Origin of the sequence: Streptomyces sp. RPA4-2 (genome assembly GCF_012273515.2) — a bacterium.
Lineage (GTDB): Bacteria > Actinomycetota > Actinomycetes > Streptomycetales > Streptomycetaceae > Streptomyces > Streptomyces kaempferi.
On the sequence record NZ_CP050975.2, the window covers coordinates 8382559 to 8408145 of the forward strand.

Sequence of the window (25587 nt, forward strand, 5' to 3'; positions counted from 1 at the left end):
GTCGCAGCGGCGGGCGGTGAGGAATCTTCAGGTCCACCGCGATCTCGTCCCACTCCTGCAGAGACTGTAGGGGTCCCGGCGCATCCGTGCCTGATCGGCGATGACGTAGGCGTCCTTCGCATCGGTCTTGCCGTCGCCGTGGTAACCACGGGGGGCGTGGTGGACGGGTTCGGCCAGGAATGTAGAGCAGCCGCTGCCCATGGCCGGTCAGCAGAGTGCCCCCGCCGCCGTTCAGGTCGACGGCCCAGGTCACCGGGCTGTCCTCAGCCAGTGCCAGGACATCGCCTCAGCTCCAGGAGCTCGGGCTCGTCGTTGAGGACCCGGCGCGAGAGCACCTTCGTCCCGTCTGTGTCGATCACCGCACAGTGATGCGCGGCCTTGCCGGCATCCGTCCCCGCCCAGAGCTCGGTTCACTGGGTGGGTGCCTGGGCGAGCGAGAGGCTGTTCCCGTCGGGGTCCAGCACGACGACGTGGCGTACGCCGTTGCTGTAGGTCTCGACCGGTTCGTGACACGTCCGCGGACTCCGACACGTCTGCGAGAGGTGTCCACGCGATCGCGGGTGCCGTGCCCACCGTCGACTCCAGCAGGCCGCTCATCTGGTTGAGCAGTTCGTCGAACTCGGCCAAGGGGCTGAGAGGGGCGGTGCCCAGACGGGCCTTTCCCACAGACCGCCACCGCGGTGGCGCCGGACGGCCATGGCCCTCGTCATGGCCTCCTTCTTCCCCCTCGTGATCTCATCGCCCGCCATTCGTCATGCGAGCCACGCGGACTCCTTGTGACGTAGGCGCGGGGAGGCGTCCGAGCCGCCCGCGGCAGCGGACGTGCCCGTGGTGCCGGGTGCGGCCGAGTGCCCCAGGTGCCGGTGCACGAAGTGGATGGCCATCGCGCCCTCACCGGCCGCCGAGGCCACCCGCTTCACCGAGCCGTTACGGACATCCCCTACCGCGAAGACCCCGGGCAGGCTGGTCTCCAGGGGCATGCACGCGCGCCCGCGGCCGTGCCACACCTCGGGGTAGGCGCAGGCTTCCTGGGCATCCGGGCCGGTGAGGACGAAGCCGCGGGAGTCGAGGGCGGTGATGCCGGCGAGCCAGTCGGTGTGGGGGTCGGCGCCGGTGAAGACGAACAGGCCCCGTACCGCGAGTCGGTGGTGTCCGCCCGTGCGGTTGTCGACCACGTCGAGCTCCTCCAGCACCTCCTGGCCGATGACCTCGGTGACCTCGGTGTGCAGCATGACCTCCACCCGCGGATGGCGCTCGACCTGGTCGACCAGGTAGCGGGACATGCTGGCCTCAAGGCTGGGTCCTCGGACCAGCAGGTGCACCTTCGACGCGTACCCGGCGAGGAACAGCACCGCCTGGCCCGCAGAGTTGCCTCCGCCGACGACGGCCACCGGGTCGGTGCGGCACTGCTTGGCCTCGTAGAAGGTCGCCGAGTAGTGGACGCTCGTTCCCTCCAGACGTTCGATACCGGGTACCTGGAGCCGGCGATAGCGGGCACCTGTGGCCAGGACGACAGCGCGGGCGGCGATCTCGCTGCCGTCGGCGAACGCCACCACGTAGTGGTCCTCGTCCTTGGGATGGAGACCGGTCGCCTCCACCGGAATGCTGAACCTGGCGCCGAACTTGTCGGCCTGGAGCACGGCGCGTTCGGTCAGTTCGGCGCCGGAGATGCCGGCAGGGAAGCCGAGCAGATTCTCGATGCGGGACGACGTGCCCGCCTGGCCGCCGGTGGCCATCGCCTCCACCACGGTGGTGCTCAGGCCCTCCGAGGCGGCGTACACCGCGGCAGCGAGGCCGGCGGGTCCGGAGCCGACGATGAGGACGTCGCCGTGACGGTTTCCGGCGGGCAGTGACGGCAGGCCGATGAGCCGGGCCAGTTCCGCGTTGCTTGGGTTGCGCAACAGGGTGGTGTCCCGCCAGATGACGAGCGGTGTCTGCTCCGGGCCGAGGCCGAAGCGGCGCAGCAGCTCCTCGGCCTCCTCGTCGGTCTCCAGGTCGATCCAGCGGTGCGGCAACCGGTTGCGGATGGCGAATTCGCGCAGCCGCCGGGTGTCGGGCGAGTAGCGCGAGCCGATGATGCGGAAGCCGGCGCCCTGTCCGACGAGCAGCGCGCGACGGCCCAGACAGGCGCGCAGCACGACGTCCCCGATGGTGGAGTCCTGGGCCACCAGGTGGCGCAACTGGTCCAGGGAGACGACGAGGACCTCGCCCGGCTCCCTGGCGACAGCGGTGTAGAAGGCCACCTGCCCGTGCAGCAGCCCGAGTTCGCCGATGAAGCGACCGGGGCCGTGCACGCGCAGCACGCGCTCCTCGGGAGTGCCGTGGTCCTCGACGACGGCGACGGTACCGCTGAGGACGACGAAGAACGTCTCGCAGCGCTCCCCCTCCCGGAGCAGCACGTCGTTCGGAGCCATGCTCCGGCGTTGCCCGTGCTCCGCCAGACGTGCTATCTGGTCCTCCGTAAGGCGCGGATACGCGCCGCAGGTGTCTGGGGTCTCCCCGAAGACGGCGTCGTCCGCTTCCTCCGGCACCGCTTCTCCGCCCGGCAGCGGCTGGTCGCCGGACATCAGACGAACGCCTCGTGAACGTAGCACCAGCGCCATTCCTCGCCGGGTTGGAACGACTGCACGATCGGATGGCCGTCGGCAGCGGCGTGTATGCGCGCGTGCTTGTTCGGCGAGGAGTCACAGCAGCCGACGTGCCCGCAGGTCAGGCAGAGCCTCAGGTGGACCCACGGGGAGCCGAGCAGCAGACACTCCTGACACCCTTCTGGGGTCAGTGGCTGGACCGGCCGGACAAGCGCGAGGTGGGGGTCTGCGTGCAGGGTCATCCGGATCACCCTTCCCGGGCCGTGATCGACTGTTCCACCCACTGGCGCAGCACGGGGGCGGGCGCCGCCCCCGCCTGCCGGGCGACCGTCTCCCCCTGGTCGAGGACGAGCAGTGTCGGTACAGCCTGGACCTTGAAACGCTGCGACAGCCGCGGGTTCTTGTCGACGTCGACCTTGACGAGTTTGATTCGGCCGGCGAGATCGGTGGCGACCTTCTCCAGCGCGGGGCTGACCATGCGGCAGGGGCCGCACCAGGTGGCCCACAGGTCGACCACGACGGGGACGTCGGCCCGCTCGGCGACCTCAGTGAAGTCGTCGTCACCCGCGTCCACCATCCACGGTAGGGGCTGCTCGCAGTGGCCGCACTTGGGGCGGCCCTCCGCGGCCACGGGCACTCGGTTGGTGCGCCCGCAGTTCGGACAACTGACGGTCGTCGCCTGCATCGTGCTCATACCGCCCGCGCTCCCTTCACGTCCTCGGGCTGGTCGTAGGTGACCACCAGCTCTCCGTGTTCGGCGTCGACGCGGACCGTCGCGCCGTCCTGGACGTCGCCGCGCAGCAGGGCGCGTCCGACCAGGGTTTCGACCTCGTGGGAGATGTAGCGGCGCAGTGGCCGGGCCCCGTACACAGGGTCGTAGCCCTGGTGGGCGATCACTTTCCGGGCTGAGTCGGTGAGTTCGACGGTGATGCGGCGTTCGGCGAGGCGGCGGCGCAGTTCGTCGAACTGCAGCTCCACGATCCGCTCGATCTGCCGCTCGCCGAGCGGTTTGAACAGCACGATGTCGTCGACGCGGTTGAGGAACTCTGGGCGGAAGTGGCCGCGTAGCTCGCCCATCACCAGGGCGCGGGCGCCTGGCTTGATCTCACCTTCGGCGGTGGCGCCGTCGAGGAGATGCTCGGAGCCGATGTTGGACGTCATGATGATCACGGTGTTGCGGAAGTCGACGGTGCGGCCCTGAGCGTCGGTGATGCGGCCGTCATCGAGGATCTGCAGCAGGGTGTTGAAGACATCGGTGTGCGCCTTCTCGATCTCGTCGAACAGCACGACCGAGTACGGCTTGCGGCGTACGGCCTCGGTGAGCTGGCCCCCTTCCTCGTAGCCGACGTATCCGGGCGGTGCGCCCATGAGCCGGCTGACGGTGTGCCGCTCCTGGTACTCACTCATATCGAGGCGGACCATGTTCTCCTCGGAGTCGAACAGAGTCCGGGCGAGCGTCTTGGCCAGCTCGGTTTTCCCGACGCCTGTGGGCCCGAGGAAGATGAACGAGCCGATGGGGCGGCGCGGGTCGCGGATGCCGGAGCGGGCGCGGATGATGGCGTCGGCGACAAGCTTGACGGCTTCGTCCTGGCCGATGACGCGCTCGCGCAGGATCTCGTCGAGGCGCAGCAGTTTCTCGCGTTCGCCCTCCTGGAGGCGGGCGACGGGGATGCCGGTCCAGGCGGCGACGATCTCGGCGATCTCCTCCTCGGTGACGACCTCGCGCAGCAGTCGGTTCTGCCCTTGTTTGGCGGCCAGTTTCTCCTCTTCTGCGGCGAGTCGGCGCTCCAGGTCCTGGAGCCGGCCGTAGCGGAGTTCGGCGGCGCGGTTGAGGTCGTAGGCCCGTTCGGCCTCCTCTGCCTCGTGGCGGACCTGCTCCAGTTCTTGGCGCAGTTCCTGCACGCGGCGGATCGCCTGTCGTTCGGCCTCCCACTGGGCGTGTTTGGCGTCGGCCTCGCCGCGCAGGTCGGCCAGTTCCCTGCGCAGCTCCTCCAGGCGTGTTTTGCTGGCGGTGTCGGTCTCCTTGGACAGGGCCGCTTCCTCGATCTCCAGGCGGGTGACGCGCCGGGTGATCTCGTCGAGTTCGGCGGGCATCGAGTCGATCTCGGTCCGCAGCCGTGCGCACGCCTCGTCGACGAGGTCGATGGCCTTGTCGGGCAGGAACCGATCGGTGATGTAGCGGTGGCTGAGGGTGGCCGCGGAGACCAGTGCGGTGTCCTGGATCTTCACGCCGTGGAACACCTCCAGGCGTTCGCGCAGTCCGCGCAGGATGGAGATGGTGTCCTCCACGCTCGGCTCGTCGACCAGGACCTGCTGGAAGCGGCGTTCGAGGGCGGCGTCCTTCTCGATGTGCTTGCGGTACTCATCGAGGGTGGTGGCGCCGATCATGTGGAGTTCGCCGCGGGCGAGCATCGGCTTGAGCATGTTGCCCGCGTCCATGGCGCCCTCGGCACCACCGCCCGCTCCTACGACGGTGTGGAGTTCGTCGACGAAGAGCAGGATGCGCCCCTGGGCGGCCTTCACCTCGGACAGGACGGCCTTGAGGCGTTCCTCGAATTCGCCGCGGTACTTGGCACCGGCGACCAGGGAGCCCATGTCGAGGGCGAACACCGTCTTGTCGCGCAGGCCCTCGGGGACGTCGCCGCGCACGATGCGCTGGGCCAGGCCCTCGACGATGGCGGTCTTGCCGACGCCGGGGTCGCCGATGAGGACGGGGTTGTTCTTGGTCTTGCGGCTGAGGATCTGGGTGACGCGGCGGATCTCCGCGTCACGGCCGATGACCGGATCCAGCCGCCCGGACCGAGCCTCGAGGACCAGGTCTCGGCCGTACTTCTCCAGAGCCTCGTAGGCCACTTCGGGGTTGGCGGAGGTGACGCGCTGGTTGCCGCGGACCTGGGTGAGCGCGCTCAGGAACGAGTCCCTGGTGATGCCGGCCTGTGTGAGCAGTCGCCCGGCCGCGGTCGAAGAGCTCTCCTCAGCCAGGGCGAGGAGGAGGTGCTCCACGGACACATACTCGTCCTTGAGGTGTTTGGCCTCCTGTTCGGCGGCGTCGAGCACGCGGCCGAGGCGCTGGGTGACGAAGACCTGGCCGGGTGCCGCGCCAGGGCCGGTGACCTTTGGGCGGCGGGAGAGTTCCTCACGCACGGCCGCGCGCAGTTCCTTCGGCTCGGTGCCGGCCTGTTGTAGCAACCGCGGGATCAGACCGTCCTCCTGATCGAGAAGTGCGAGCAGCAGGTGTTCCCCGTCGACCTCGGTGTGCCCCATGCCGACGGCCGCTGTCTGGGCCTCCTGGAGGGCTTCCTGGGACTTCTGGGTGAGACGGTTCATGTCCATGGGCGTGTTTCACTCCTCGTGCCGCGGCCGCGCAGTGCGGCGTCGAGCAGGCTGATGCGGTCGAACAGGTCGAACAGGTCGAGCACCGGGCCGATGGATGCGTAGGTGAGTCCGGTGCGCAGCCGCTGGATGCGGGCGACGACCGCGACGCCGCGGGGCGCCTGGTGTTCGATCCCGCGGCCCCGGCGGTTGGGAGGTCTCGAGCACTCCCCAGGGTGATGAACCGGGTGGCTGCACGCCTGCGCCTGGCGAGTCAGGAATGCACGAGTCAGGTTGCCCCACGAGTACGAGAGAAAAAATCCGAACATCTCGGATAAGTCGGGCCCGGCGCGGGTACGCGCATTACCACTCGCCTCCCTGAAGGCTCAGGGAGAACGGAGTGATCCCATGGCCGGCAGCCGGACGCACAGCGCGTACCACCGCTGCCCCGACCGGGCGGGCAGCCTTTCGCCGGGCAGCGCCCGGTGGCGCTACACCACCCGCGGACAGCCCCGCCCACCCGCTCGCGCCCCAGCCGACCATGACCCCCGCGACCTGATGGTGCTCTTCCGCACGCTGTTCGACACCCCGGACGAAGACGAGATCCTGCGACTGGCCATGGACCACATAGCCGCCGCGGGGCCATACCGAGCCGAGGCCGGATACCTCAAGGTGGGCGGCGCCCTGGTCCCCAGCCCGAGGAATGGGCAGCATGCCTCGGCCGTGGGTCGGAGGGTGCGGCAGCTGGCCGGGCAGGACGGCCCTGTGACCGTACCCGGCAGACCCTGGGGCCGGGCCCTGGGGCTGCGCGGACTTGAGGGACTCCACGGCTACCTCGTGGTGACGTCCCGCTCCCGGCCCACCGAGGCCGAACGATCCCTGCTCGCCACACTTGTCCGGCACACCGCTGCTGCACTGTCAGCCGCCTTCGCACACCGCCGCCGACGCGATGACGCGCTGGAGCTGCAGCGACTGAGAGACGAACGCACAGCCCTCCAGCGGCAGCTGATCTGTGCCGTGGCCGAGCTGGGGTACCAGCGAGCCGTCCATGCGCTCATGGCCGACGTCGCTGCCTCGAGCGGCAGCGAGGAAGCCATAACCCGTGCACTGCACAGGCTCACTGGGCTTCCCGCGCTGGTCGAGGACCGCTTCGGTCGGTTGAGGTCCTGGACCGGCCCCAGCCGCCCCGACCCCTATCCCGAACCGGACCCCGTGCGCCACGACGAAATGCTGCACGCCGTCGCCTGTCAAGCGGGGCCGGTGCGGATAAAGGACCGGCTGATCACCCTGGTCCGCCCGCACGGCGAGATCCTGGGCGTGCTGGCCCTGGTCGATGTCCGGGGCGAGGCCGACGAGCACACCGTGCTCGCGCTGGAACACGCCGCCGCGTCGCTCGCCCCGGAGCTGACGCACCTGCGCGATCTGGCCGAAGTGGAGCTGAGGCTGCACCGCGAGCTCGTCGACGACCTCCTGGCAGGGACGGACGAGGCGAGCGCTTACGCCCGGTCCGAGGCAGTGGGACACGACCTGCACCGCAGCCACTACATCGTCGTGGTGCAGTGGCCGAACAGGATTGCGGACGATTCCTTCGCGCAGACCGTGGGACGGGCAGCCGCTGCCGTGGGCATGCGCTCGCTGCTGACCCGACGTTCCGACCACGTGGTCCTGGTCGCCGACGACAGGCCGCACGCCCGCGCGTTGTACGAGGCGCTCGCCCGGAAGACCGGGACACGGTCCGGGACGATCGGAGTGAGCGCCCCTTGCGACTCGCTGACCGACATCCCCCACCACTACCAGGAGGCGCAGCGCGCCCTGGAAGTGCGCCGCCGCTCCCGCGAGCGCTACGGCACGACCTTCTTCGACGAGCTCGGCCTCTACCGCATCCTGGGACCTGGCAACGATTACCGGGAACTGGAGACGTTCGTCCACGAGTGTCTCGGGCAGCTCATCGACTACGACTCCCGGCACCACGCGGCCATGGTGGAAACCCTGTCCCGCTACTTCGACTGCGGCGGCAACTACGACGAAACCGCGGAGTCCCTCGCGATCCACCGCAGCACACTGCGCTATCGGCTCCAGCGCATCCGCGACATCAGCGGCAACGACCTCGCGAACGTCGAGGACCGGCTGAACCTCCAGGTGGCGACCCGAGTGTGGAAGATCGTGCTGGGCAGCCCCAGCTGATGCCTCACCAGAGCTCTCGCGCGATCGGTGTCAGCAGCTGGTGGGCGGGCTGCCCTGCTACAGAGCTGCAGTGGGTGAGTGGTCCAGCCTCGAAGGGGCCGAGAAGGTGTCCGACGCCACCCATGGGCGACGGCAGCCTGAGCGTCAGCGGGTGCCGCGCCAGATGCCGCGGCCGGAGCGAGCGCAGGGGCCGGACACCACCGCCCTGTAACGCCCGGGCCGCGGTCCGGGCGTCACAGGGCGATGACGTGGAGGTCGACCAGGTCGAGCAGCGCCCGCAGGGCCGAGCTGGGCCGCCGGGTCGACGACGTGCCGAGATGCATGCTCCAGCGGAGCATGGTGCCGTCGACGTCCAGGACGTGCAGGCCGGGGGTGCGGGCAACGGCGAACGCGGGCAGGAAGGCGATGCCCAGACCGTGCCGGACCAGTGCCGCCCCCATGTCGATGTCGGGCACTTCCAGTGCCACCCGGCGTACGACGCCCGCCACCGCGAACGCCCGGTCGACCACCTCGCGGTTGCCGTAGCCCGGCGGGAAGTCCACGAAGGGCTCTCCCGCGAGGTCCGTAAGTGCCACCTCCCCCCGCTGCGCGAGCGGATGGGCGGCGCTCACCACCAGGACGAGCGGCACCGTGGCCAGCTCCCGTGCGTCGATCCCGGCGGGTTTGTGCTCGGGCAGCGACAGGAAGGCCACGTCCAGGTCCCCGCTGAGCAGTGCGTGCGCCAGTCCCGCCGATCCGGTCGTCGCCAGCCGCAGCCGGACGTCGATCGCCGGATGCCGCGCGTGCAGCTGTCCGAGGAGCGCAGGCAGGTCCACTACCTCGACCGAGGCCATGGCGCCCACATTCACCGTGCCGCGCAACGTGTCCTGTGCGTCGCGCACGGCGTCCTGGGCCGTCTGGGCGGCGTGCAGGGTGGCCCGAGCCTCCGGCAGCAGCGCCGCGCCCGCCCCGGTGAGCCGGACCTGCTGCGACGTGCGCTCGAACAGCGCGCAACCGAGCTCGCGCTCCAGGGAGCGGATCGCGGCGGACACCCCGGACTGCACCACGTGCAGCCGTCGGGCGGCACGCGTGAAACTCAGCTCCTCGGCGACCGCGATGAAGTGCTCCAGCTGACGTAGCTCCACACGAGAAGTATCACTCGCATTGCTCGAACCCAGCAAAAACATTCGTTGGCACTGATCCTTGCTGGTGAGGAAGATGGAAAGCGCCATCCATTTCTGCCCGAGGAGGGGTACCCCTGCCTGCCGTTCCGACGCCGCTGAGCCGTCCCACAGCCGACGCTCCCGACGACCCGACCCATCCGATCCCCGCACCCGCTCCCGCCGACCTGCCGCCCCGCGCCCCCGCCCGGCGGCGTGCCTCGCACACGACCGGCTTTTGGTTCGTGGCGGTGGCCTTCACCGTGCTGATGGCCTTCGGTACCGCGCCCACCCCGCTGTGGCCGCTGTACGAGGCCCGGGACCACTTCGGCGCGACCACGGTCACGGTGGCGTACGCGTCGATGGTCGTGGGAGCGGCGGCCGCCTTCCTCGGACTGGGACACCTGTCGGACCGGCTCGGCCGACGGCGCGTCATCGTCCCGGCGCTACTGGTCGGCATCGTCGCGTCGGTCGTACTGATCGCGTGGCAGGACCTGCCGGGGCTGATCGCGGGCAGGATACTGAACGGTGTCGGTCTGGGCCTGATGGCCTCGACCGCGACGACGTACCTGCACGACCTCCACCACGAGGCCCGTCCGGAACGGACGGGTTCGGTGCTGCCCGGCATCGTGGCCACCGCCGCCAACCTCGGCGGCCTGGCCTCAGGGCCCCTGGTCGCCGGAGTCGCCGCGGAGTGGCTTCCCGCGCCCCTGATCACCGCCCAGGCGATCTTCACGCTCGCCATGGCAGTTTGCCTGGCGCTGGTGCTGTCCACCCCGGAGACCGTGGACCTGGAGCTGCCCGCGGCCGAACCGCCCAGCAGGTTCGTCCTGCGCCCCGGCGGCGGCCGGACGTTCGGCGCGGCCGGGGCGCTGGGCGCCTTCGCCTTCGCGATCCTCGGCCTGATCTCCTCCCTCGGGGCGAGCGTGCTCCATGGCACCCTGCACACCGACTCGCACCTCGTGGTCGGCTTGGCGGCCTTCCTCATGTTCGGTTCCGCGGCGGCCGCCCAGCTGGTGCTGGGCCGCCTCCCACTGCCCCGGGTCCTGACCGTGGGGGCAGTGGCATTCCCGGTCGGCCTGGTCCTGTGCGCCGTCGCCCTGTACCACCCGGCGCTCTGGCTCTACCTGGTCGCCGTGTCCCTGTCGGGAGCCGGCTCCGGGCTGCTGTTCAAGGGAGGCGTCGAACGTGCCGTTTCAGTGGCCGAGCCCGCCTCACGCGCGGGGGTCCTCGCCGTGTTCTTCGTCGTCGCGTACCTGGGAATGGGCCTGCCCTCCGTCCTGTTCAGCATCGCCCTGCGGCATTTCACCGTGCAGACCGCGATGATCGGCTTCGCGGCGGTCCTCTCCTGTGGCGCCGTCGTGTCGGTCGCCCTCGCGTCGCGCGACCGCGCACCCGGTCCCGGCACGCTCTCGGCGCAGTCCACTCGCCCCTCCTGACCTCCCTACGGCGCATGTGACACCGGTTGTCCGGGAGGCGCGGACCTGGGTACTCGTTTCGGGCGCGCGTGACACGGATCCGCGGCAGACGGGAGGCCCGAGATGTCTACGGAATCGGCCAGAACGATCGCGCTCCCCTCCGGCGAGGAGATCGCGGCGCTCGGGCAGGGCACCTGGTACCTGGGCGAGGAACCGGCCCGGCGTGAACAGGAGATCGCCGCGCTGCGGCTGGGCGTGGACCTGGGCATGACCGTCGTCGACACGGCGGAGATGTACGGCGACGGCGCAGCCGAGGAGCTCGTCGGGGAGGCCCTGCGGGGACGCCGGGAGGAGGTCTTTCTCGTCAGCAAGGTGCTGCCCGGCCACGCCGACCGGAAGGGCACCGTCGCCGCCTGCGAGGGCAGCCTGCGGCGGCTCCGTGCGGAACAGCTGGACCTCTACCTGTTGCACTGGCGGGGACGGTGGCCACTCGAGGAGACCCTTGCGGGATTCACCGACCTGATGGAGGCCGAGAAGATCCGTTACTGGGGCGTGAGCAATCTGGACGTCGCCGACATGGTCGAGCTGACCGCCCTTCCCGGCGGCGACGCGGGCGCCGTCGACCAGGTGCTGTACAACCTCTCCCGGCGCGGCGTCGAGTGGGATCTGCTCCCCTGGTGCCGCGAGGCCGGGGTGACGGTCATGGCCTACTCCCCGATCGAGCAGGGGCGGCTGCTGAAGGTCGAGGCTCTGGGTGCCGTGGCCCGGGCCCTCGGAGCCACGCCGGCCCAGGTGGCACTCGCCTGGGTGCTGGAACAGGGGGCGGCCGCGATCCCGCGTTCCGGATCACCCGAGCACGTTCGGGAGATCCGCGGGGCGGTGGACCTCCACCTTCCCACCGAGACGCTCGACGCCCTCGACGAGGCGTTCCCGCCGCCCAGCGGGCCCACGCCCCTGGAGATGCTCTGAAGGAGCTTGCTGAAAGGATGGCGCGCCCCTGCTCGTCGTCGGAATGGGGGCTCGCTGCGCACCCCGTCGACCAACCGCACTGTGTGTGGCGGTCGAGGGGGTCGTCGAACGGCGGACGCTGCGGCACACTGCTGGACTGGCGGACCTACGGGTCGCGTTGCACGGGGTGCAGGCTCCCACCCCGGGCACCTTCCTGCGCTCCTTGGCCACGGGCACGTCGTTCAACTGAACGCGGTGCACCGCAAGTTCCGCGCGCAACTACTGAGCTTTTCGTTATTTCTGTGGGTGCAGGGGCTTTGGCGGTGTGAGCATGTTGGTGTGTCTTCCGAGTCGCAGGCTGTTGTTACCGACGTCTCCGTTCTGCCTTTGATGCCGCCGCAGTTGACCGAGGCCTGTCGCATGCGGGCGGTCGAGTTGTTCGAACAGGGACGTTCTACATCCGAGGTTGCACGGATGGTGGGGATGCATCCCGAGAGCGTGCGCCGGCGGAAACACTTGTGGGAGCAGGGCGGAGCTCAGGCACCACCGACTCGCCGGTGTAGAAGGTCTTGATCTGTTCCAGCACCTCGATCAGGGAAGTGGTGTCGTAGCTCGTCGATGCTCGTCGGCCGGAACTGTCGCAGCAGGCGGCCGAGCAGGTCCCCGGCAGCCATCGTCCTGATCCTCCTGGTCCACCGCCTGATGATGGAATCGGAGAAGGTCCGGAGCGTCGCCGCCTTCGCCGCACCCGTCGAAGTGCGCGGCATCAAGGAGAGTGCCCGGACTTCGCTGGATGCTGCCGATCGATGTGATGCGCGCACTCTCGACCGCGCCGACGTGGCCTTCCACGGCGCGGTGGGCGCCGCCTCGCGCAAGGTCTTCCTGCGGCGCGAGCGCCGCCGGTGAGCGATACCTGACCGACCAGTCCAGGCGAGATCGTCGTGGAAGCTGCGAGGATTCGTTTCGGCTCTATCCCGATCGAGCTCCTGGATGCAGAGGGCCGCCGCGCCGCACGCGGATGACGGCCGCGTCCACCGGGTCAGTAACCCGGTGGACGCGGCTGCTGAACGACGGCATTGCTTCTATGACCTGCGGTGTCGCACCGACTACCGGCCCGCTCGGTTGAACGAGAAGTAGTCGATGTTGCCGAATCCGGGCTGTCCGCCTGACGCCACGAGGAAGACGCGGTGGTGTCCGCTGGTGGGGGTGACCGACGTTGACTGGACGGAGAGGGTGTCGAAACCGCCGGTGCCCGCGACGGAGAGCACACCGATCTGCGGCCCCGTCACGGAGTCGAGGTGGATCTCTATGCCCTTGTTGGCATACGCGTCGTCTACTCCGATGAATGCGGTGAACAGGTTCGCGTCATCGCCGAAGTCGACGTTGTCGTAGCCGATCCAGTCACCGCCGTCGAAGCTACCGACGACCGTGCCCGTGGCGGCGGCATGGGGACTGACCCCGTTGCTTGAGGTGTAGGACTCGGCTTCGATCCGCTGCCCGGCCCGGGTGGCGCCGGCGACCCACTTCGGCACGCCGTACTGGTAGGCGCCCAGGCTCGGCTGCGGGTCGCGGTATCCGTCCGTTGCCGGGGGATGGACCACTCCCGCGTTGCGGGCCGGCGAGCTCGCGGTGAGGGTGAAGTCGTTCGCGGCGGGGTTGGTGAACTGCGCGGCGCTCACTGGGGTGAGGTTGTTCGAGTTGGTGATCCCCGGGCCGGTTCCGGTGACGCCGATGTTGTTGACGATCTCGGTGTCGGAGAAGGTCCCACCGAAGGTGCTGGCGACGTTTGTGTCGGTGCCGGACGTGTTGTTGTAGATCCGGTTTCCCGATGTGCTTTGCCCGTTGGGGTTGATCAGGACGGCCCCGTACGTCGTGCGGTTCCAGGCGACGTTGTTGTACACCGTCGCGTTGAAGGTGCTGTTGTCCAGGTAGACGCCCGGCGCCGGCGCGGTGTGCGCGAACGGGGACGGGTCGTGGAACTGGTTGTGGTGAATCATTGTGGTCGCGAGGTTCACCGAGCAGCAGACGTAGACGGCGCCGCCGTCGACGACCAGGTTGTCGTAGTCGGACAGGTCGTTGTAGGAGATGTCGTGACCGCCCGCTGTGGTCCCCGCGACCTTGTTGTCGATGTTGATGTCGCTGCGGCCGGAGCTCTCGATGGTGTTGTGGGTGATGCGCTGGTTCGAGCCGAGGACGTTGATGCCCGCCGCGTAGCTGCCCAGGGTGTCCACATGCAGGATCGTGGTGTTCGTGACGGTGTTGCCGCTGTCGAACATGGCTACACCGTTGCCGGTGCTGCCGTCGATCAGGCTGTTGCGGATCACGTTGCCGTGTCCTTTGAGCAGGATGCCGGACGTGGTCTCGCCTGCGGTCAGCACGGCGCAGCCATCGGGCGTGGTCACCATGTTCGGGTCGGGCTGGAGCTCTGCGTCGGCGGAGATGTCCCGCGCCACGATGCCGTCCAGGACGTCACCGGTCGAGGTAGAGGAGGTCTGGACGGTGGCGCCGCGGATACCCAGGCCCAGGACGGAGATGTGCGAGCGGCCGCTGAGGTCGATGGCGAGGGCACGCTGCTTGGCCTCCACGGAGCGGACCGAGGGCTTGGAGGTGTCGGGCGAGTACAGGTACAGCGTGTGGTCCGCGTTCCGGTAGAACCACTCGCCGGGTTTCCCGAGGAGCGCGAGCTTTCCCTTGAGGGAGTAGTTGGTGCTCTGGTTCGGGCTCAGCCCGACGCAGGCGGGCAGGCCCGCCGCGGTGATGGTGCCGACCTGTGAGTCGGTGACGGTGCCGGTTTCACTGACGAACCAGTTGTGTGCCGTCAGCAGCGCGCCGTTCCAGAAGCCTGCCGGCTGCGTCAGGGCGGTGTCGGAGAGGCTGTCGGTGGTGCCCGACTGGGCGGAGGCCAGCTTCGGCACGCTCACATCGTCGCCGGGGTAGGGCCACTGCGCCTCGATCTGCGGAGCGCCGTCCCAGAACACCTGGTTGCCGGTGAGGTGCGGGTTGATGGTGACGTGCGCCTGGTAGACCTGGCCGGTCGCGACCGCGGTCGCGAAATCGGAGCCGGCCAGGAAGGGATCGTCGCTTTCGGCGGCGGTCAGGTCGGCGCTGGAGACCGCCTTCCATCCGGTCACCGGGTCGGCGCCGTCGATGACGACCCGGGCACCGGGCGCTGCGGCGTAGGCGATCGGCGCGGCAGCGGTCCCGCTCCGGGCCGGGGTGATCGTCTCGTGATACGTGCCCGATCCGATGACGCAGCGGTCACCCGCCGACATCACGGCCGAACACCGGCGGACGGTCTCGAACGGCGACCGTGCGGTACCCGGATGCCGGTCCGACCCTCCGGGTGAGACGTAGTACGTGTGTGGACCTTCTGAGGCATGCGCGCTCGCGGCGAGGCCGCCCGAGCCGAGAGAGAGGAAGACCGCAGCGGCCGCGAGAACGGCTCGGCGGGACCTGGACCGATTCGACATCGAACTCCCATCGGTTATCGATAGTCGAGAAGTTAGGTTCTGAGTGAAGCCCCGTCAATCGTTTCGCGCGGATGAACTGCCGACCGCTGGTCTCCGCAGGTCGGAGCCCCTTCCTGCACCCCTGGTCCCCGAGGGCACGCGAGAGTAGACGACGGAATCCCCGCCGTCAACAACTTGTCATCTAATCGATTAGATTTTCTCGAAGATAGAGGAACCGCCCTCGCCCGCGGTCCGGCGGTCGCGGGAACATTTCGCCGCAGACACGTCAGCGCCCGCCGGCTCCGGCCGACGGGCGCTGACGTGCTTCGATACGGTCAGTGAACTGGGATCATTCCGTCGTCTCCCCGCGCGTGGGCGGCGAACACGGCCCCCGCCCGGTCGGGATCCGCGGACTTCAGAGCGGACAACAGGGCGGCATGATCCTCGGCCATGGCCGTCCAGTCGCCGGTGAACAGCGGGTCGGAGACGACCCGCAGGGCGCGCAGATTCGCTTCCATCACCCCCCACAGCTTCGGGAGGAAGGGGTTTCCGCTGGCTTCGCAGACCAAGCGGTGGAAAGTGATGTCGGCATCGCGGAAACGCCCGACATCACTCTGGAGCGCTGCCTGCCGCATGGCCTTCACCTGGGCGTCCAGCGCCTCGAATGCCGTGGTCGCGGCCTGCGTCGCCACGGTGCGGGCGGCCAGCTCCTCGATCACCACGCGCACGGCGCGCGCGTGGTGGGCGTCCTCCTGCGACACGATCGCCACGAAACTGCCCCGGCGTGGAACATGGTTCGCCAGGCCCTCGTGCACCAGGCGACGGACCGCCTCCCGCACCGGCGCCTGGCTGACTCCGAGCTGGCGGGCGATCTCGGACTCGACCAACCGGGCGCCAGGTTCGAGGGCACCCTCGATGATCAGGCTCCGTACGCGCGTATACACCTGGTCGGACAGCAGGACCCGGGTGAGCGGTTGTCCGATGCCGTCTTGCATGAAGCCTCCTTGGCTTTGACCACTTCGCATCTTATCGATAGTCGCCAGGATTTTGTGACGAACCCTTGACAGCCGGGTAACGAACATCATCCTATGTTCTATCGATAGCCGATAGCCGATAGCCGATAGCCGATAGCCGATAGCCGATAGCCGATAGTCGATAGTCGATTAGAGGTCACCATGAGACGCAGCAGACCCATCAGCATCGCCGTGGGCGCGCCCTCCGCCGGTCGCGGAGGACGCGTGGGCTCACGCACCGCGAAGGCTTCCATCGCCGCCGGTCTCGCCCTGTCCGTCTGTGCACTGGCAGGGTGTTCGTCCTCATCCGGGCCCGCGACCGGGGGCGGCGGCTCACGGACAGGCAACATCCGCATCCTCGCCAATATCACCCCCGTGCTGACGAAGGCGTACTACCAGGGCCTGGTCGCTCCGTTCCTCAAGAGCCACCCGGGCGTCACGGTCACCATCGAGTCGCCCTCCGGCAAAAACGTGCAGTCCACGCTCCAGCAGGAACTCGTTTCGGGATCGGCACCGGACATCGTCGCCAGCACCCTCGACCCGGTCGTCGCCCAGCAGATGATCGCTTTCCCGGACTCCTCGTGGGTGACCTCGACCCCTCTCTCGGACTCCAACAAGGTGGACGGCAAGAACTGGCAGGTCGCCACCGGACAGCAGAACCAGTCGCTCGTCTACTACAACCAGACGGCGTTCCAGAAGGCCGGCATCACCACGCCGCCGAAGTCGCTTGCCGAATTCACGGCGGACCTCGCCAAACTGAAGAACGCCGGATACGTCGGGCTGCAGACAGCGGGCGAGTGGGTCACGGGCGCACAGTTCTCGATGATGGCCAACCCGGGCCTGCTCGGCGACAACCTCAACTGGTACGCCGAACGCAACAAGAAGAAGGTCACCTTCGAGCAGAGCGCCTACAACACGTACCTGAAGGCCTACGCGGGATGGATCAAGAGCGGAACGGTCCCCAAGAACTCGCTGGGCGAGAAGTATCAGACCTCGATCGACAACTTCCTCGCCGGCAAGTCGGGCATGTTCGTGATGGGTAGCTGGCTGAACGCGAGCGTCAACTCGGCGAAGAACCTGCCGTTCAAGGTGGGCGTGTTCCCGACGCCGACGGCCGACGGATCCACACCGAAGCAGATGAGCGGCCAGGCTCAGCCCTATTCGATCCTCAAGTCCTCGAAGCACCAGGGCCTCGCCCTCGACCTGGTCAAATACCTGGTGACGGACAAGAACGCGGTCACGGCGTCACTCAAGTCGGAAGGCAACTTCCGGGCGGGCTACAGCTACCCGGGAACCGAACTCGACGCGGCCGTCGGGAAGATCGTCGACACCGCCCCCGGAACGGTCAACGGAACCGCCGGACCCGGTGTGAACGCCGGCTTCGGCAACGAACTCAACACCGTCGTGCAGTCCCTCTACACAGGCGAGTCCGCCGACAAGGCGGTCGCGAAACTCGACTCCTGGTGGAACGCCAATGCAGGTCAGTAAGGAGTCCACCAGGCGGCCGGCCGCCTCGAAGGCGGCCGGGCGTTCGGCCCGGACCCGCGCACGGCGCCGTGCGACCACGGCCGACATCGCGATGATGGCGCCGCCGCTGGTTCTGGTCGCCGGTCTCATCATCGTGCCGATCGCCATCGCGGTGTACCTCAGCTTCACCGACTGGAACGGCTTCACCTCACCGCCGCATCTCATCGGGTTCCGCAACTACGTCCGCCTCACCGAGGACTCCGCCGTGAGGCACGCGGCGTTCCTGACGCTCCTCATCACCGTCATCGGCACGGTCGCCTGCAACGTGCTGGGGCTGGGGGTCGCGCTGCTGCTCAACCGAAACAACCGGATCAACGCGTTCCTGCGTGTGCTCGTCTTCTACCCCTACGTGGTGGGCGCGGTCATCCTGGGCTTCCTGTGGTCGTCCATCCTGGGCACCAGCGGAGCGGTCAACTCGGTAGTCGGCGCCAAGCATGCGCTGCCCTTCCTCTCGGATCCGACGTGGGCCGTCGTGACAGTGATCTGCGTGATCGTGTGGTCCAGCTTCGGGGTCAACGTGGTGCTGTACCTGGCCGGCCTGCAGACAGTCCCGGACAGCGTCATCGAGGCCGCGAAGATCGACGGCGCTACCCCGTGGCAGACCTTCTGGCGCGTCAAGCTCCCGATGCTCGCACCGACCGTGACCGTGAACGTGGTCCTCGTCGTCATCGGCCTCCTGCGCGTCTACGAACTGATCCTCGCCCTGACCGCGGGCGGCCCCGCAGGAGAGACGCAAAGTGTCGTGTACAACATCCTCACGTCGTCGTTCGACAACACCCAACTCGGCTACGGGGCAGCCCAGTCGGTCGTACTGATGGTCGTCATCGTCACGGTGACCGTGGTCATCACCACAGCCCGGCGGCGCAGCGAGCAGGCGGTGGCCGCATGACCGCCCGCCGCGTGGGCCGCATCGTGGCCGTCGCTCTCCTCGTCCTCGCCATGGTCGGCCCGCTGTACCTGATGCTGACCAACGCGTTCAAGTCCCAGCACGACATCCTGACGGAGCCCTTCGGCTGGCCCAGCGGCGGGTTCTCGCTGAAGTTCCTCACCAACGCGCTGACCTCGCCGGACTTCAACGTCGTCGCCGCCTACGGTGTGACACTGCTGTTCGTCGTGGCGGTCAACGCGCTGAATCTGCTGGTCGTAGGACCCGCCTCCTACGCCATCGCGCGCGGCGGCCACCGCTACCACCGGGCCATCATGCTCGTACTGCTGGCCGGCCTGTTCATTCCGGGCCAGACCCTCGTCATCCCCGTCATCTACGTGCTCAAGGCACTCGGGCTGATCGGAACCATTCCAGGCTTCCTGCTGTTCGAAACCACTCTGACCGTTCCCACCACGGTGTTCCTGTTCGTCGCATTCGTGCAGACGGTGCCCCGGGAACTGGACGAGGCCGCGCGCATCGACGGCGCGAGCCGCTACGGCACCTTCTGGCGGGTGATCTTTCCGCTCATGCGCCCCGTCGTCGCAACCGCGATGGTCCTCAACTCGATCGGAGTGTGGACGGACTTCGTCAATCCGCAGTTCATCCTCGGCCCCCAGTCCGGGATCTACACGGTGACGACAGGTGTGTACGCGGCCATCAGCCGCCTCTCCACGGACTACACGGTCGTGTACCCCAACATGCTGCTCGCCACGGCTCCCGTCATCGTGTTCTACGTATTCATGCAAAAACGCATCATCGGCGGCCTCACCGCAGGCGCGATCAAGGGATGAGCGCGATGAACGACCCACAGGGTGACCCACCGCGCGTCGACGCGACGGTCCCGATCCGCGAGACCCCGCTCTGGGCCGTCCTGGAACGACGCCTGTTCTCCGTTCTCGACCAGGCCTGGCGCGAATTCGAAGCAACCTACTGCGGTCCCGACGGGCGCCTGGCGTACGACGGGCGCATGCACCACCGCGACGGCGTCGACGACTTCTACGAGCCCTTCTTCAACTGGCCGGTGCTCTACCGGCTCGGCGGCGCGGACGACCTCCTCGCGTCGGCCAAGAAGCACTGGGCCGGAGTCACCGCGCAGATGACCGAATTCGGCTTCGTCCGCGACGAGTACGAGGTCGGCTACGACTGGTTCCACCAGGGCGAGTCGCTGAACTTCTTCTACGCCCTGTGTGCCGCCGACCCGGACGACGCCGCCTTCCGAGAGCGGGCCCTGCGGTTCGCGCGCCTGTACTCCGACCCCGCCCACGGAAACTACGACCCCGTCGCGCGGATCATCGTCGCGCCACACACCGGATCGGGCGGACCGCGGCCGGGCCTGGGAACCGAATGGATCGAGTACAGCGCGCACCAGGCCGTCATGAAGCCGTACGGTCTGCCGCTCGACGACCTGCCGGGCATCACCGACTGGGACGACCTTCTCCCGCCGCGGAACGCGCGGCGCATGGGCGACGCCATGCAGGAGCGGCTCGGCCGGGGCGACACCGCGATCAACCTCGCCGCCACCTCACTGGTGACGAACGCCTGGCTCTACGACCACGACGCAGAGTTCGCGGACTGGGTCGTGTCCTACGTCGGCGCGTGGCGCGAACGCGCCACGGCAAACAGCGGCCTGATCCCGGACAACGTCGGCCCCTCCGGGACTGTCGGCGAACTCCACGACGGCAACTGGTACGGCGGCCACTACGGCTGGGCCTGGCCGCACGGACTGCACTCCGTCGAGGCGGCAGCCATGATCGCCGCCATCAACGAAACTCTTGTGACCGGCGACACCGCCGCCCTCGACCTCGCGCGGGTGCCCCTCGACACCGTCATCGCACGCAGCGTGGTGCGCACCGACGCCGGCACCGCAGGAAGCATGGGCTGGGGCTGGGCGCAGAAGATGGCCGTCGCACCGGGCGTACCGGTCCAGCTCGTGCCTTACCGGCACGGATCGAACGGCTGGTTCGACCTGCATCCGGTGCCCCTCATCTACCCGGTCTGGCTGTGGTGGCTGACATCGGCCGCGGACGATCTGGGGCGGCTGGAGGCACTGGAGAAAGACGCCGGCTTCGACTGGCGCGAGACGAAATGGTTCCAGGACAAGGAGGAGCAGGGACACGAGGCACCGTGGGTGTCATTCCTTCTCGGCCGCAACCCCGGATACCCCGAGGACGCCCTCGCCCTCGCGCTGGGCCAGGTCGCCAGGCGGCTCGCCCTGATGCGGGCGACACCGTACGGGCCCCCGGACGACGACATCCACTGGTGGCAGCGGCTCAACCCGGTCGTCACCGAAGTGCTCACCCAACTGATCACCGGATCGCCGCCCGCGCTCTACAACGGCGGACTCGCACTGGCCAGGGTGACGTTCGGCGACGCGCTGCGCGGCCGACCCGGCCTGCCGGACGGCGTGGCCGCCCTGGTTCGCGAGGCCGACGCCAAGGGCGTGCGCCTCGAACTCGTCAACCTCGACCCGGCCTCCCACCGGGAAGTCGTGGTGCAGACCGGCGCGTTCGGGGAGGACTGCATCGACCGGGTGACCTTCGACCAGGCCGCCGAGGACCACCCCGCAGACTCCCACAGCTACCTCGTCCCCGACCCGGAAACACGGCCGGTGACCACCGTGGTCGGCTCGCCCCGCCTCGTCGTCGCACTTCCCCCGCTGCACCGCATCTCGATGCGGATGGAGGTCACCCGGCGCGCCCGCAGGCCGGCCCACAGCAGCTTCACCCCCGCCCCCACCACAACCCGGAAAGATTCGTGATGGACACCGAAAACCCGTTGTCGACGGTATGGCCGCTCCCCGTTCGAGGTGAGCCTTTCCGACGCGCCGACGCCGAGAGCCTGCGCCGCATGGACGCGATCAGCGCCGCGACCGCCTGCGCCAAACTGCACACCATGGGCATCACCCGGACCGCCGTCCAGGGACCGACAGCCCTGGAAGCCGGCAGCCGCGTGGTCGGATCCGCCCTCACCCTGCAGTTCATGCCGCAGCGCGAGGACATCGCCAGCGGCCACGGCCAGGAATACATCGAGCGTGACACGGCCTTGTGGGCGGTGCTCGAAACGGTTCAGCCGGGTGACGTGCTCGTCGTCCAGGCGTGGGGCAGTGCCTTCACCGGCTGCTTCGGCGACATGCTCGTGCGCTACTTCAAGCGCCGCGGCGGGGCCGGCATCGTCGTCGACGGCCGGATCCGCGACGCCGCCCGGGTCCGCCGGCTCGGTGTCCCGATCTGGTGCACCGGCACCACCCCGCACTACGCATCCCAGACCGATCTCTTCCCCTGGGCGTACGACGTGCCGGTCTCGGCGGGCGGCGTGCTCTGCCTCCCCGGCGACGTGGTCGTCGCCGACGACGACGGCGCCGTGATAGTGCCGGCCGCCAAGGCCCCCGAACTCATCCAGGACGCCGAGGACCACGAGGACTGGGAGTCCTTCAGCCGGATGCGCCTGGAACAGGGCGCCAGGCTGTCTGACTACTACCCGCTCAGCGCCAACAGCCGCGCCGAGTACGAACTGTGGCGCGACAGCCAGCCGAAGCTGCCCGCCCAGTGATCGACAGCCACATCCACCTATGGGGCGCCGAGGTCGCCGCGGCGCCCTGGCTGGCCGGCGAGCGCACCACGTCGATCCGTCGGCCGTTCGTACTCGGCGAGTACGCGGCGGCGGCCGCGTCGTGCGGCGTCGACGGAGCTGTCGTCGTCACGGCGGAGCAGTCGGCCGCCGAAACGGCCCGGCTGGTCGCGGCGTGCTCGCGGGAACCGCTCATCCGCGGCGTCGTCGGCTGGGCGGACCTCGCGGGCGATGTCGGCGCCGCGGACTTCACCGGGCTCGCAGGCATCCGCCACTCCGTGATCTCGGAGGAGAGCGGCTGGCTACGACGGCCGCGAGTCCGCGCGGGCATCGCCCGCTACGCCCGCTCGGGCCTTGCCCTCGAACTGCTGGTCGCCGCCCGCGATCTCGGCGACGTACTGGCCTGCGCCGCCGACCACCCGTCGCTGGTGATCGTCGTCGACCACCTCGGCAACCCGGGCGGCGCCGGGGCGCCATGGCAGGACCGGGTGCGTGCCCTCGCTCCCTATCCGAACGTGCGCATGAAACTCTCCGGGGACGGCGTCCTACCAGCCGCGCTGGACGTCGCGCTCGACGCCGTCGGCCCGGGCCGGCTCATGATCGGGTCCGACTGGCCGGTGTCGACCCTGCGTGCCCCACTTCGCGCCGAGCTCAGCGCGCTGGTCGCGCTCCTCGGCCCACTCTCGGACGCCGAGCGCGAACAGGTGCTCGCCGGCACGGCCGCCGACAGTTACGGGCTGATCGCATGAGGACCGGTGAACTCGGCTCGTCCGGGGTCCGGGTGACAGCACTCGGCCTGGGAACGGCACAGCTCGGCGACCTCTACGAGGCCGTCACCCAGGACGACGCAACGGCCGTCGTGGATGCCGCCTGGGACGCCGGCATCCGCTACTTCGACACCGCGCCTCACTACGGTCTCGGCCTTGCCGAGAAACGGCTCGGACACGCACTTCGCTCGCGACCACGGGCGCGGTACGTGCTCAGCTCCAAGGTCGGCCGGCTGATCAGGCCCGGCAGCGACGGCGAACCGACTCGGTACTGGGACTTCACCGAGGCCGGTGTCCGCCGCAGCATCGAGGAGTCGCTCGAACGCCTGGGCCTGGACCGGCTCGACGTCGCACTGCTGCACGACCCCCAAGAGCGGCTCGCGGACGCGCTCGGCGCCGGGCTTCCGGCGCTGGTGCGGCTGCGCGACGAGGGCGTGGTCGGCGCGATCGGCGTCGGCACCGGCGACATGGCGGCCCTCGCCGCCTTCGCGACCCGCGGCGAACTCGACGCGATCATGATCGCGGGACGCTACACCCTCCTGGAGCAGCCCGCGCTCGCGCAGGTCGTGCCGGCCGCCCGCGCGGCAGGGATCTCCGTTCTCAACGCGGGCGTCTTCAACAGTGGGATGCTCGCGCAGGACCGCCCCGCCACGGACGCGCACTACGAATACGGCGCGGCCCCCCGGCAGTTGCTGGAACGGGCGCGGCGGCTGGCCGATCTCGCCTCCGCGGCCGGTACAACGCTTCCGCGGGCCGCCCTCGCCTACGCGGCACGCGACCCGCGGGTGGCATCGGTCGTGGTCGGCGCCGACACCGCCGAGCAGGTCCTCGCCAACGTACGCATGGCCCAGGACCCACGCCCGCTCGACGGACTGTGGAGCGAGCTCGTCGCCCTCGGGCTCATTCCCGCCTGACTGCAACGACGGGATGACTTCAACGATGTTGCCAGCCCTGAAACCGGCCAGGAGAACGATGAGACCCATGCACCAAGGCGAGCCCGGACTCCCCGAAGACCGGGAAGCCGGCCCGAGAAGCGTCGAGTCCAGGACCGACGGACCCGGCGACGGCACGAACGCACTTCATCCGCGGACCGGGAGCTGAGCCATGGAACCGGAACTCGGCCTCGACCTCGACTTCGCCGGCACACCGGATGCGCCGTTGGACCACTTCTGGAGCCGAGTCGTCGGCGCCGGCCGAGCGAACGAGGGATTGCGCGCCGATTGGCAGGGCCAGTTGGCGCAGGCGCACCGGCTCGGCGGCTTCAGATACGTCCGCTTCCACGGCCTGTTCCACGGCGACATGTTCGTCTACCGCGAGATCGACGGCGCAGTGGCGCCCTCCTTCCACTACATCGACCTGCTGTTCGACGCGATCCTCGCCGCCGGCGTGCGACCGTTCGTCGAGTTCGGCTTCTGCCCACCGGAACTCGCCCGCCAGAGCGCGACCGTCTTCTGGTGGGGCGCCAACGGGGCGCCGCCGACCGACTATGCGAAGTGGGCAGTCCTCGTACGCGCCACCGTCGAACACTGGGTCGGGCGCTACGGGATCGACGAGGTACGCACGTGGTACTTCGAGGTATGGAACGAGCCGAACCTCAGCCCCTTCTTCCGCGGCACCCGCAGCGAATACTTCGAGCTGTACCGGGTGTCGGTCGAGGCGGTGAAGTCGGTTGACCCCACACTACGCGTCGGCGGCCCAGCCACCAGCAACTTCGTACCGGACTCTCGCTTCGACGGTGAAACCGAGGACATCACACAGCACGAGACCGTACTCACTACCCCCGACCTCGACTCGCTCGACTGGCAGCCGGTGTGGCTGCAGGAGTTCCTGCGATTCTGCGCCGCCAACCGGCTCCCGGTCGACTTCATCTCATGCCATCCATATCCGACCGACTGGGCACTGGACGGGCACGGCAATGGCCGCAAGCTCACCCGCGGTGTCAACGCCACCCCGACCGATCTGCGCCTGGTGCGCGAGATCGTCGATGCCGGCCCGTACCCACAGGCCGAGATCCACCTGACCGAGTGGAGTTCGAGCTCCAGCTCCCGCGACTTCACCCACGACTATCCCCAGGCCGCCGCGTTCGTGGTCCGCTCCGTGCTCGCCTCGATCGGTCTGGTCGACAGCCTCGCCTACTGGACCTTCACCGATATCTTCGAGGAGGAGGGCGCCGGACGCGATCCGTTCCATGGCGGGTTCGGCATGCTGAACCAGCACGGCATCGCCAAGCCGACGATGCACGCCTACCGGATGCTGAACGAGCTCGGCGACCGGCTCGTCCACCGCGAGGAGGGCCTGGTGGTCACCCGCCGCGGCACCAGCGTGGCAGCGCTGGCCGTTCACTATCCGGACGAGTCCCCACTGACCGTCTCCGCATCGTTCGACACCCGGAACGTCGCCGACCGCACCCTGGCCACAGGACGACCGCGAGCCCTGCGGCTCCGCATCGCCGGGCTCGCGCCCGGTGAACGCTACGAGCTGGAAGTGGTCGACGCCGAGAACGGCTGGGCGATGCCGGAGTGGACCCGACGCGGTCACAGCACCAACCCGTCCGTAGCGGATGTCGCCGCGATCCGCGCGAGCGCCGAGCGCGGCGCAGTGACCCGCCTCACCGTCTCCGGCGACGGTGTACTCGAAGTCCGCGCGTGGCTTCGGCCGTGGGCGATCGCGCTGCTGAACCGCATCTGACAGTCCCCGCGCAAGGACCCCGCGACGTCCGCCGCGGACACCGGCGACCACCTCCCGTCGGG

General features: G+C 69.0%; 22 protein-coding genes and 1 pseudogene. 14 read left to right on the forward strand and 9 right to left on the reverse strand.

The features are described 5' to 3' along the window. Positions 1 to 30: 30 nt before the first annotated feature. Positions 31 to 359 (reverse strand): annotated as a pseudogene (locus HEP85_RS36630) (transposase); the annotation flags it as partial. Between the two features lie 393 nt (positions 360 to 752). After that, positions 753 to 2414 (reverse strand): FAD-dependent oxidoreductase, encoded by a 1662-nt coding sequence (locus HEP85_RS36635; protein WP_369658008.1) that lies wholly within the window; start codon positions 2412 to 2414, stop codon positions 753 to 755. A 9-nt stretch (positions 2415 to 2423) separates the two neighbouring features. On the opposite strand from HEP85_RS36635, the gene HEP85_RS36640 reads away from it, so the two are divergent. Further along, positions 2424 to 2585, forward strand: coding sequence for a hypothetical protein (locus HEP85_RS36640; RefSeq protein WP_369658009.1), 162 nt, complete (start codon positions 2424 to 2426; stop codon positions 2583 to 2585). Here the strand turns inward: HEP85_RS36640 and HEP85_RS36645 are convergent. Genes HEP85_RS36645 through HEP85_RS36660 form a run of 4 tightly spaced genes read right to left on the reverse strand, consistent with a single transcriptional unit; the run spans position 2567 to position 6229 of the window. Continuing rightward, positions 2567 to 2830, reverse strand: a complete 264-nt coding sequence (locus HEP85_RS36645; RefSeq protein ID WP_148012074.1) for a UBP-type zinc finger domain-containing protein — start codon at positions 2828 to 2830, stop codon at positions 2567 to 2569. The genes HEP85_RS36640 and HEP85_RS36645 overlap by 19 nt on opposite strands. A 5-nt stretch (positions 2831 to 2835) precedes the next feature. Next, positions 2836 to 3282: a thioredoxin gene (gene trxA, locus HEP85_RS36650; RefSeq protein ID WP_168531755.1), complete on the reverse strand. Its 447-nt coding sequence runs from the start codon at positions 3280 to 3282 to the stop codon at positions 2836 to 2838. Then, positions 3279 to 5921, reverse strand: a complete 2643-nt coding sequence (gene clpB, locus HEP85_RS36655) for an ATP-dependent chaperone ClpB (protein ID WP_168531756.1) — start codon at positions 5919 to 5921, stop codon at positions 3279 to 3281. The genes trxA and clpB overlap by 4 nt, the downstream gene beginning before the upstream one ends. After that, positions 5912 to 6229, reverse strand: a complete 318-nt coding sequence (locus HEP85_RS36660) for a hypothetical protein (protein ID WP_248002227.1) — start codon at positions 6227 to 6229, stop codon at positions 5912 to 5914. The genes clpB and HEP85_RS36660 overlap by 10 nt, the downstream gene beginning before the upstream one ends. 79 nt (positions 6230 to 6308) lie before the next feature. Between HEP85_RS36660 and HEP85_RS36665 the strand changes: the two genes are divergently transcribed. Then, positions 6309 to 8084, forward strand: coding sequence for a CdaR family transcriptional regulator (locus HEP85_RS36665; protein ID WP_168531757.1), 1776 nt, complete (start codon positions 6309 to 6311; stop codon positions 8082 to 8084). A gap of 233 nt (positions 8085 to 8317) precedes the next feature. Here the strand turns inward: HEP85_RS36665 and HEP85_RS36670 are convergent, their stop codons facing one another. Further along, positions 8318 to 9208 carry a LysR family transcriptional regulator gene (locus tag HEP85_RS36670; RefSeq protein ID WP_168531758.1) on the reverse strand — a complete coding sequence of 297 codons (891 nt, stop codon included), beginning with the start codon at positions 9206 to 9208 and terminating at the stop codon, positions 8318 to 8320. A gap of 266 nt (positions 9209 to 9474) precedes the next feature. Here HEP85_RS36670 and HEP85_RS36675 point away from each other — a divergent pair, with 266 nt between their 5' ends. The 4 genes from HEP85_RS36675 (at position 9475) to HEP85_RS36690 (ending at position 12495) form a co-directional block, all read left to right on the forward strand. Then, on the forward strand, positions 9475 to 10662 hold the full coding sequence (locus HEP85_RS36675; protein ID WP_248002228.1) for an MFS transporter: 1188 nt from the start codon (positions 9475 to 9477) through the stop codon (positions 10660 to 10662). 102 nt (positions 10663 to 10764) lie between these two features. Further along, a complete protein-coding gene (locus HEP85_RS36680; RefSeq protein WP_168531760.1) occupies positions 10765 to 11610 on the forward strand; it encodes an aldo/keto reductase in 846 nt (281 codons plus the stop codon). A 453-nt stretch (positions 11611 to 12063) separates the two neighbouring features. Continuing rightward, entirely contained in the window at positions 12064 to 12162 is a 99-nt protein-coding gene (locus HEP85_RS36685; RefSeq protein ID WP_369658154.1) for a hypothetical protein, read from the forward strand. A 129-nt stretch (positions 12163 to 12291) separates the two neighbouring features. Beyond that, on the forward strand, positions 12292 to 12495 hold the full coding sequence (locus HEP85_RS36690) for a hypothetical protein (protein WP_369658010.1): 204 nt from the start codon (positions 12292 to 12294) through the stop codon (positions 12493 to 12495). Positions 12496 to 12695: 200 nt separating this feature from the next. Here the strand turns inward: HEP85_RS36690 and HEP85_RS36695 are convergent, their stop codons facing one another. After that, positions 12696 to 14861, reverse strand: coding sequence for a carbohydrate-binding protein (locus HEP85_RS36695; protein WP_248002552.1), 2166 nt, complete (start codon positions 14859 to 14861; stop codon positions 12696 to 12698). Between the two features lie 512 nt (positions 14862 to 15373). Continuing rightward, positions 15374 to 16123: a GntR family transcriptional regulator gene (locus tag HEP85_RS36700; protein WP_248002229.1), complete on the reverse strand. Its 750-nt coding sequence runs from the start codon at positions 16121 to 16123 to the stop codon at positions 15374 to 15376. Between the two features lie 303 nt (positions 16124 to 16426). Here HEP85_RS36700 and HEP85_RS36705 point away from each other — a divergent pair, with 303 nt between their 5' ends. The 8 genes from HEP85_RS36705 (at position 16427) to HEP85_RS36740 (ending at position 25525) form a co-directional block, all read left to right on the forward strand. After that, a complete protein-coding gene (locus HEP85_RS36705; protein WP_168531764.1) occupies positions 16427 to 17539 on the forward strand; it encodes an ABC transporter substrate-binding protein in 1113 nt (370 codons plus the stop codon). Then, positions 17526 to 18467, forward strand: coding sequence for a carbohydrate ABC transporter permease (locus tag HEP85_RS36710; protein ID WP_248002230.1), 942 nt, complete (start codon positions 17526 to 17528; stop codon positions 18465 to 18467). Before HEP85_RS36705 ends, HEP85_RS36710 begins: the two co-directional genes overlap by 14 nt. After that, on the forward strand, positions 18464 to 19294 hold the full coding sequence (locus HEP85_RS36715) for a carbohydrate ABC transporter permease (protein WP_168531765.1): 831 nt from the start codon (positions 18464 to 18466) through the stop codon (positions 19292 to 19294). Before HEP85_RS36710 ends, HEP85_RS36715 begins: the two co-directional genes overlap by 4 nt. Before the next feature lie 5 nt (positions 19295 to 19299). Further along, a complete protein-coding gene (locus HEP85_RS36720; RefSeq protein ID WP_168531766.1) occupies positions 19300 to 21261 on the forward strand; it encodes a hypothetical protein in 1962 nt (653 codons plus the stop codon). Then, on the forward strand, positions 21261 to 22052 hold the full coding sequence (locus tag HEP85_RS36725) for a ribonuclease activity regulator RraA (RefSeq protein ID WP_168531767.1): 792 nt from the start codon (positions 21261 to 21263) through the stop codon (positions 22050 to 22052). The genes HEP85_RS36720 and HEP85_RS36725 overlap by 1 nt, the downstream gene beginning before the upstream one ends. After that, on the forward strand, positions 22049 to 22819 hold the full coding sequence (locus tag HEP85_RS36730) for an amidohydrolase (RefSeq protein WP_168531768.1): 771 nt from the start codon (positions 22049 to 22051) through the stop codon (positions 22817 to 22819). Before HEP85_RS36725 ends, HEP85_RS36730 begins: the two co-directional genes overlap by 4 nt. Then, complete coding sequence (locus HEP85_RS36735) at positions 22816 to 23751, forward strand: aldo/keto reductase (RefSeq protein WP_369658011.1); 936 nt, start codon at positions 22816 to 22818, stop codon at positions 23749 to 23751. The genes HEP85_RS36730 and HEP85_RS36735 overlap by 4 nt, the downstream gene beginning before the upstream one ends. Positions 23752 to 23941: 190 nt before the next feature. Then, a complete protein-coding gene (locus HEP85_RS36740) occupies positions 23942 to 25525 on the forward strand; it encodes a beta-xylosidase (RefSeq protein WP_168531769.1) in 1584 nt (527 codons plus the stop codon). Positions 25526 to 25587 lie beyond the last annotated feature (62 nt).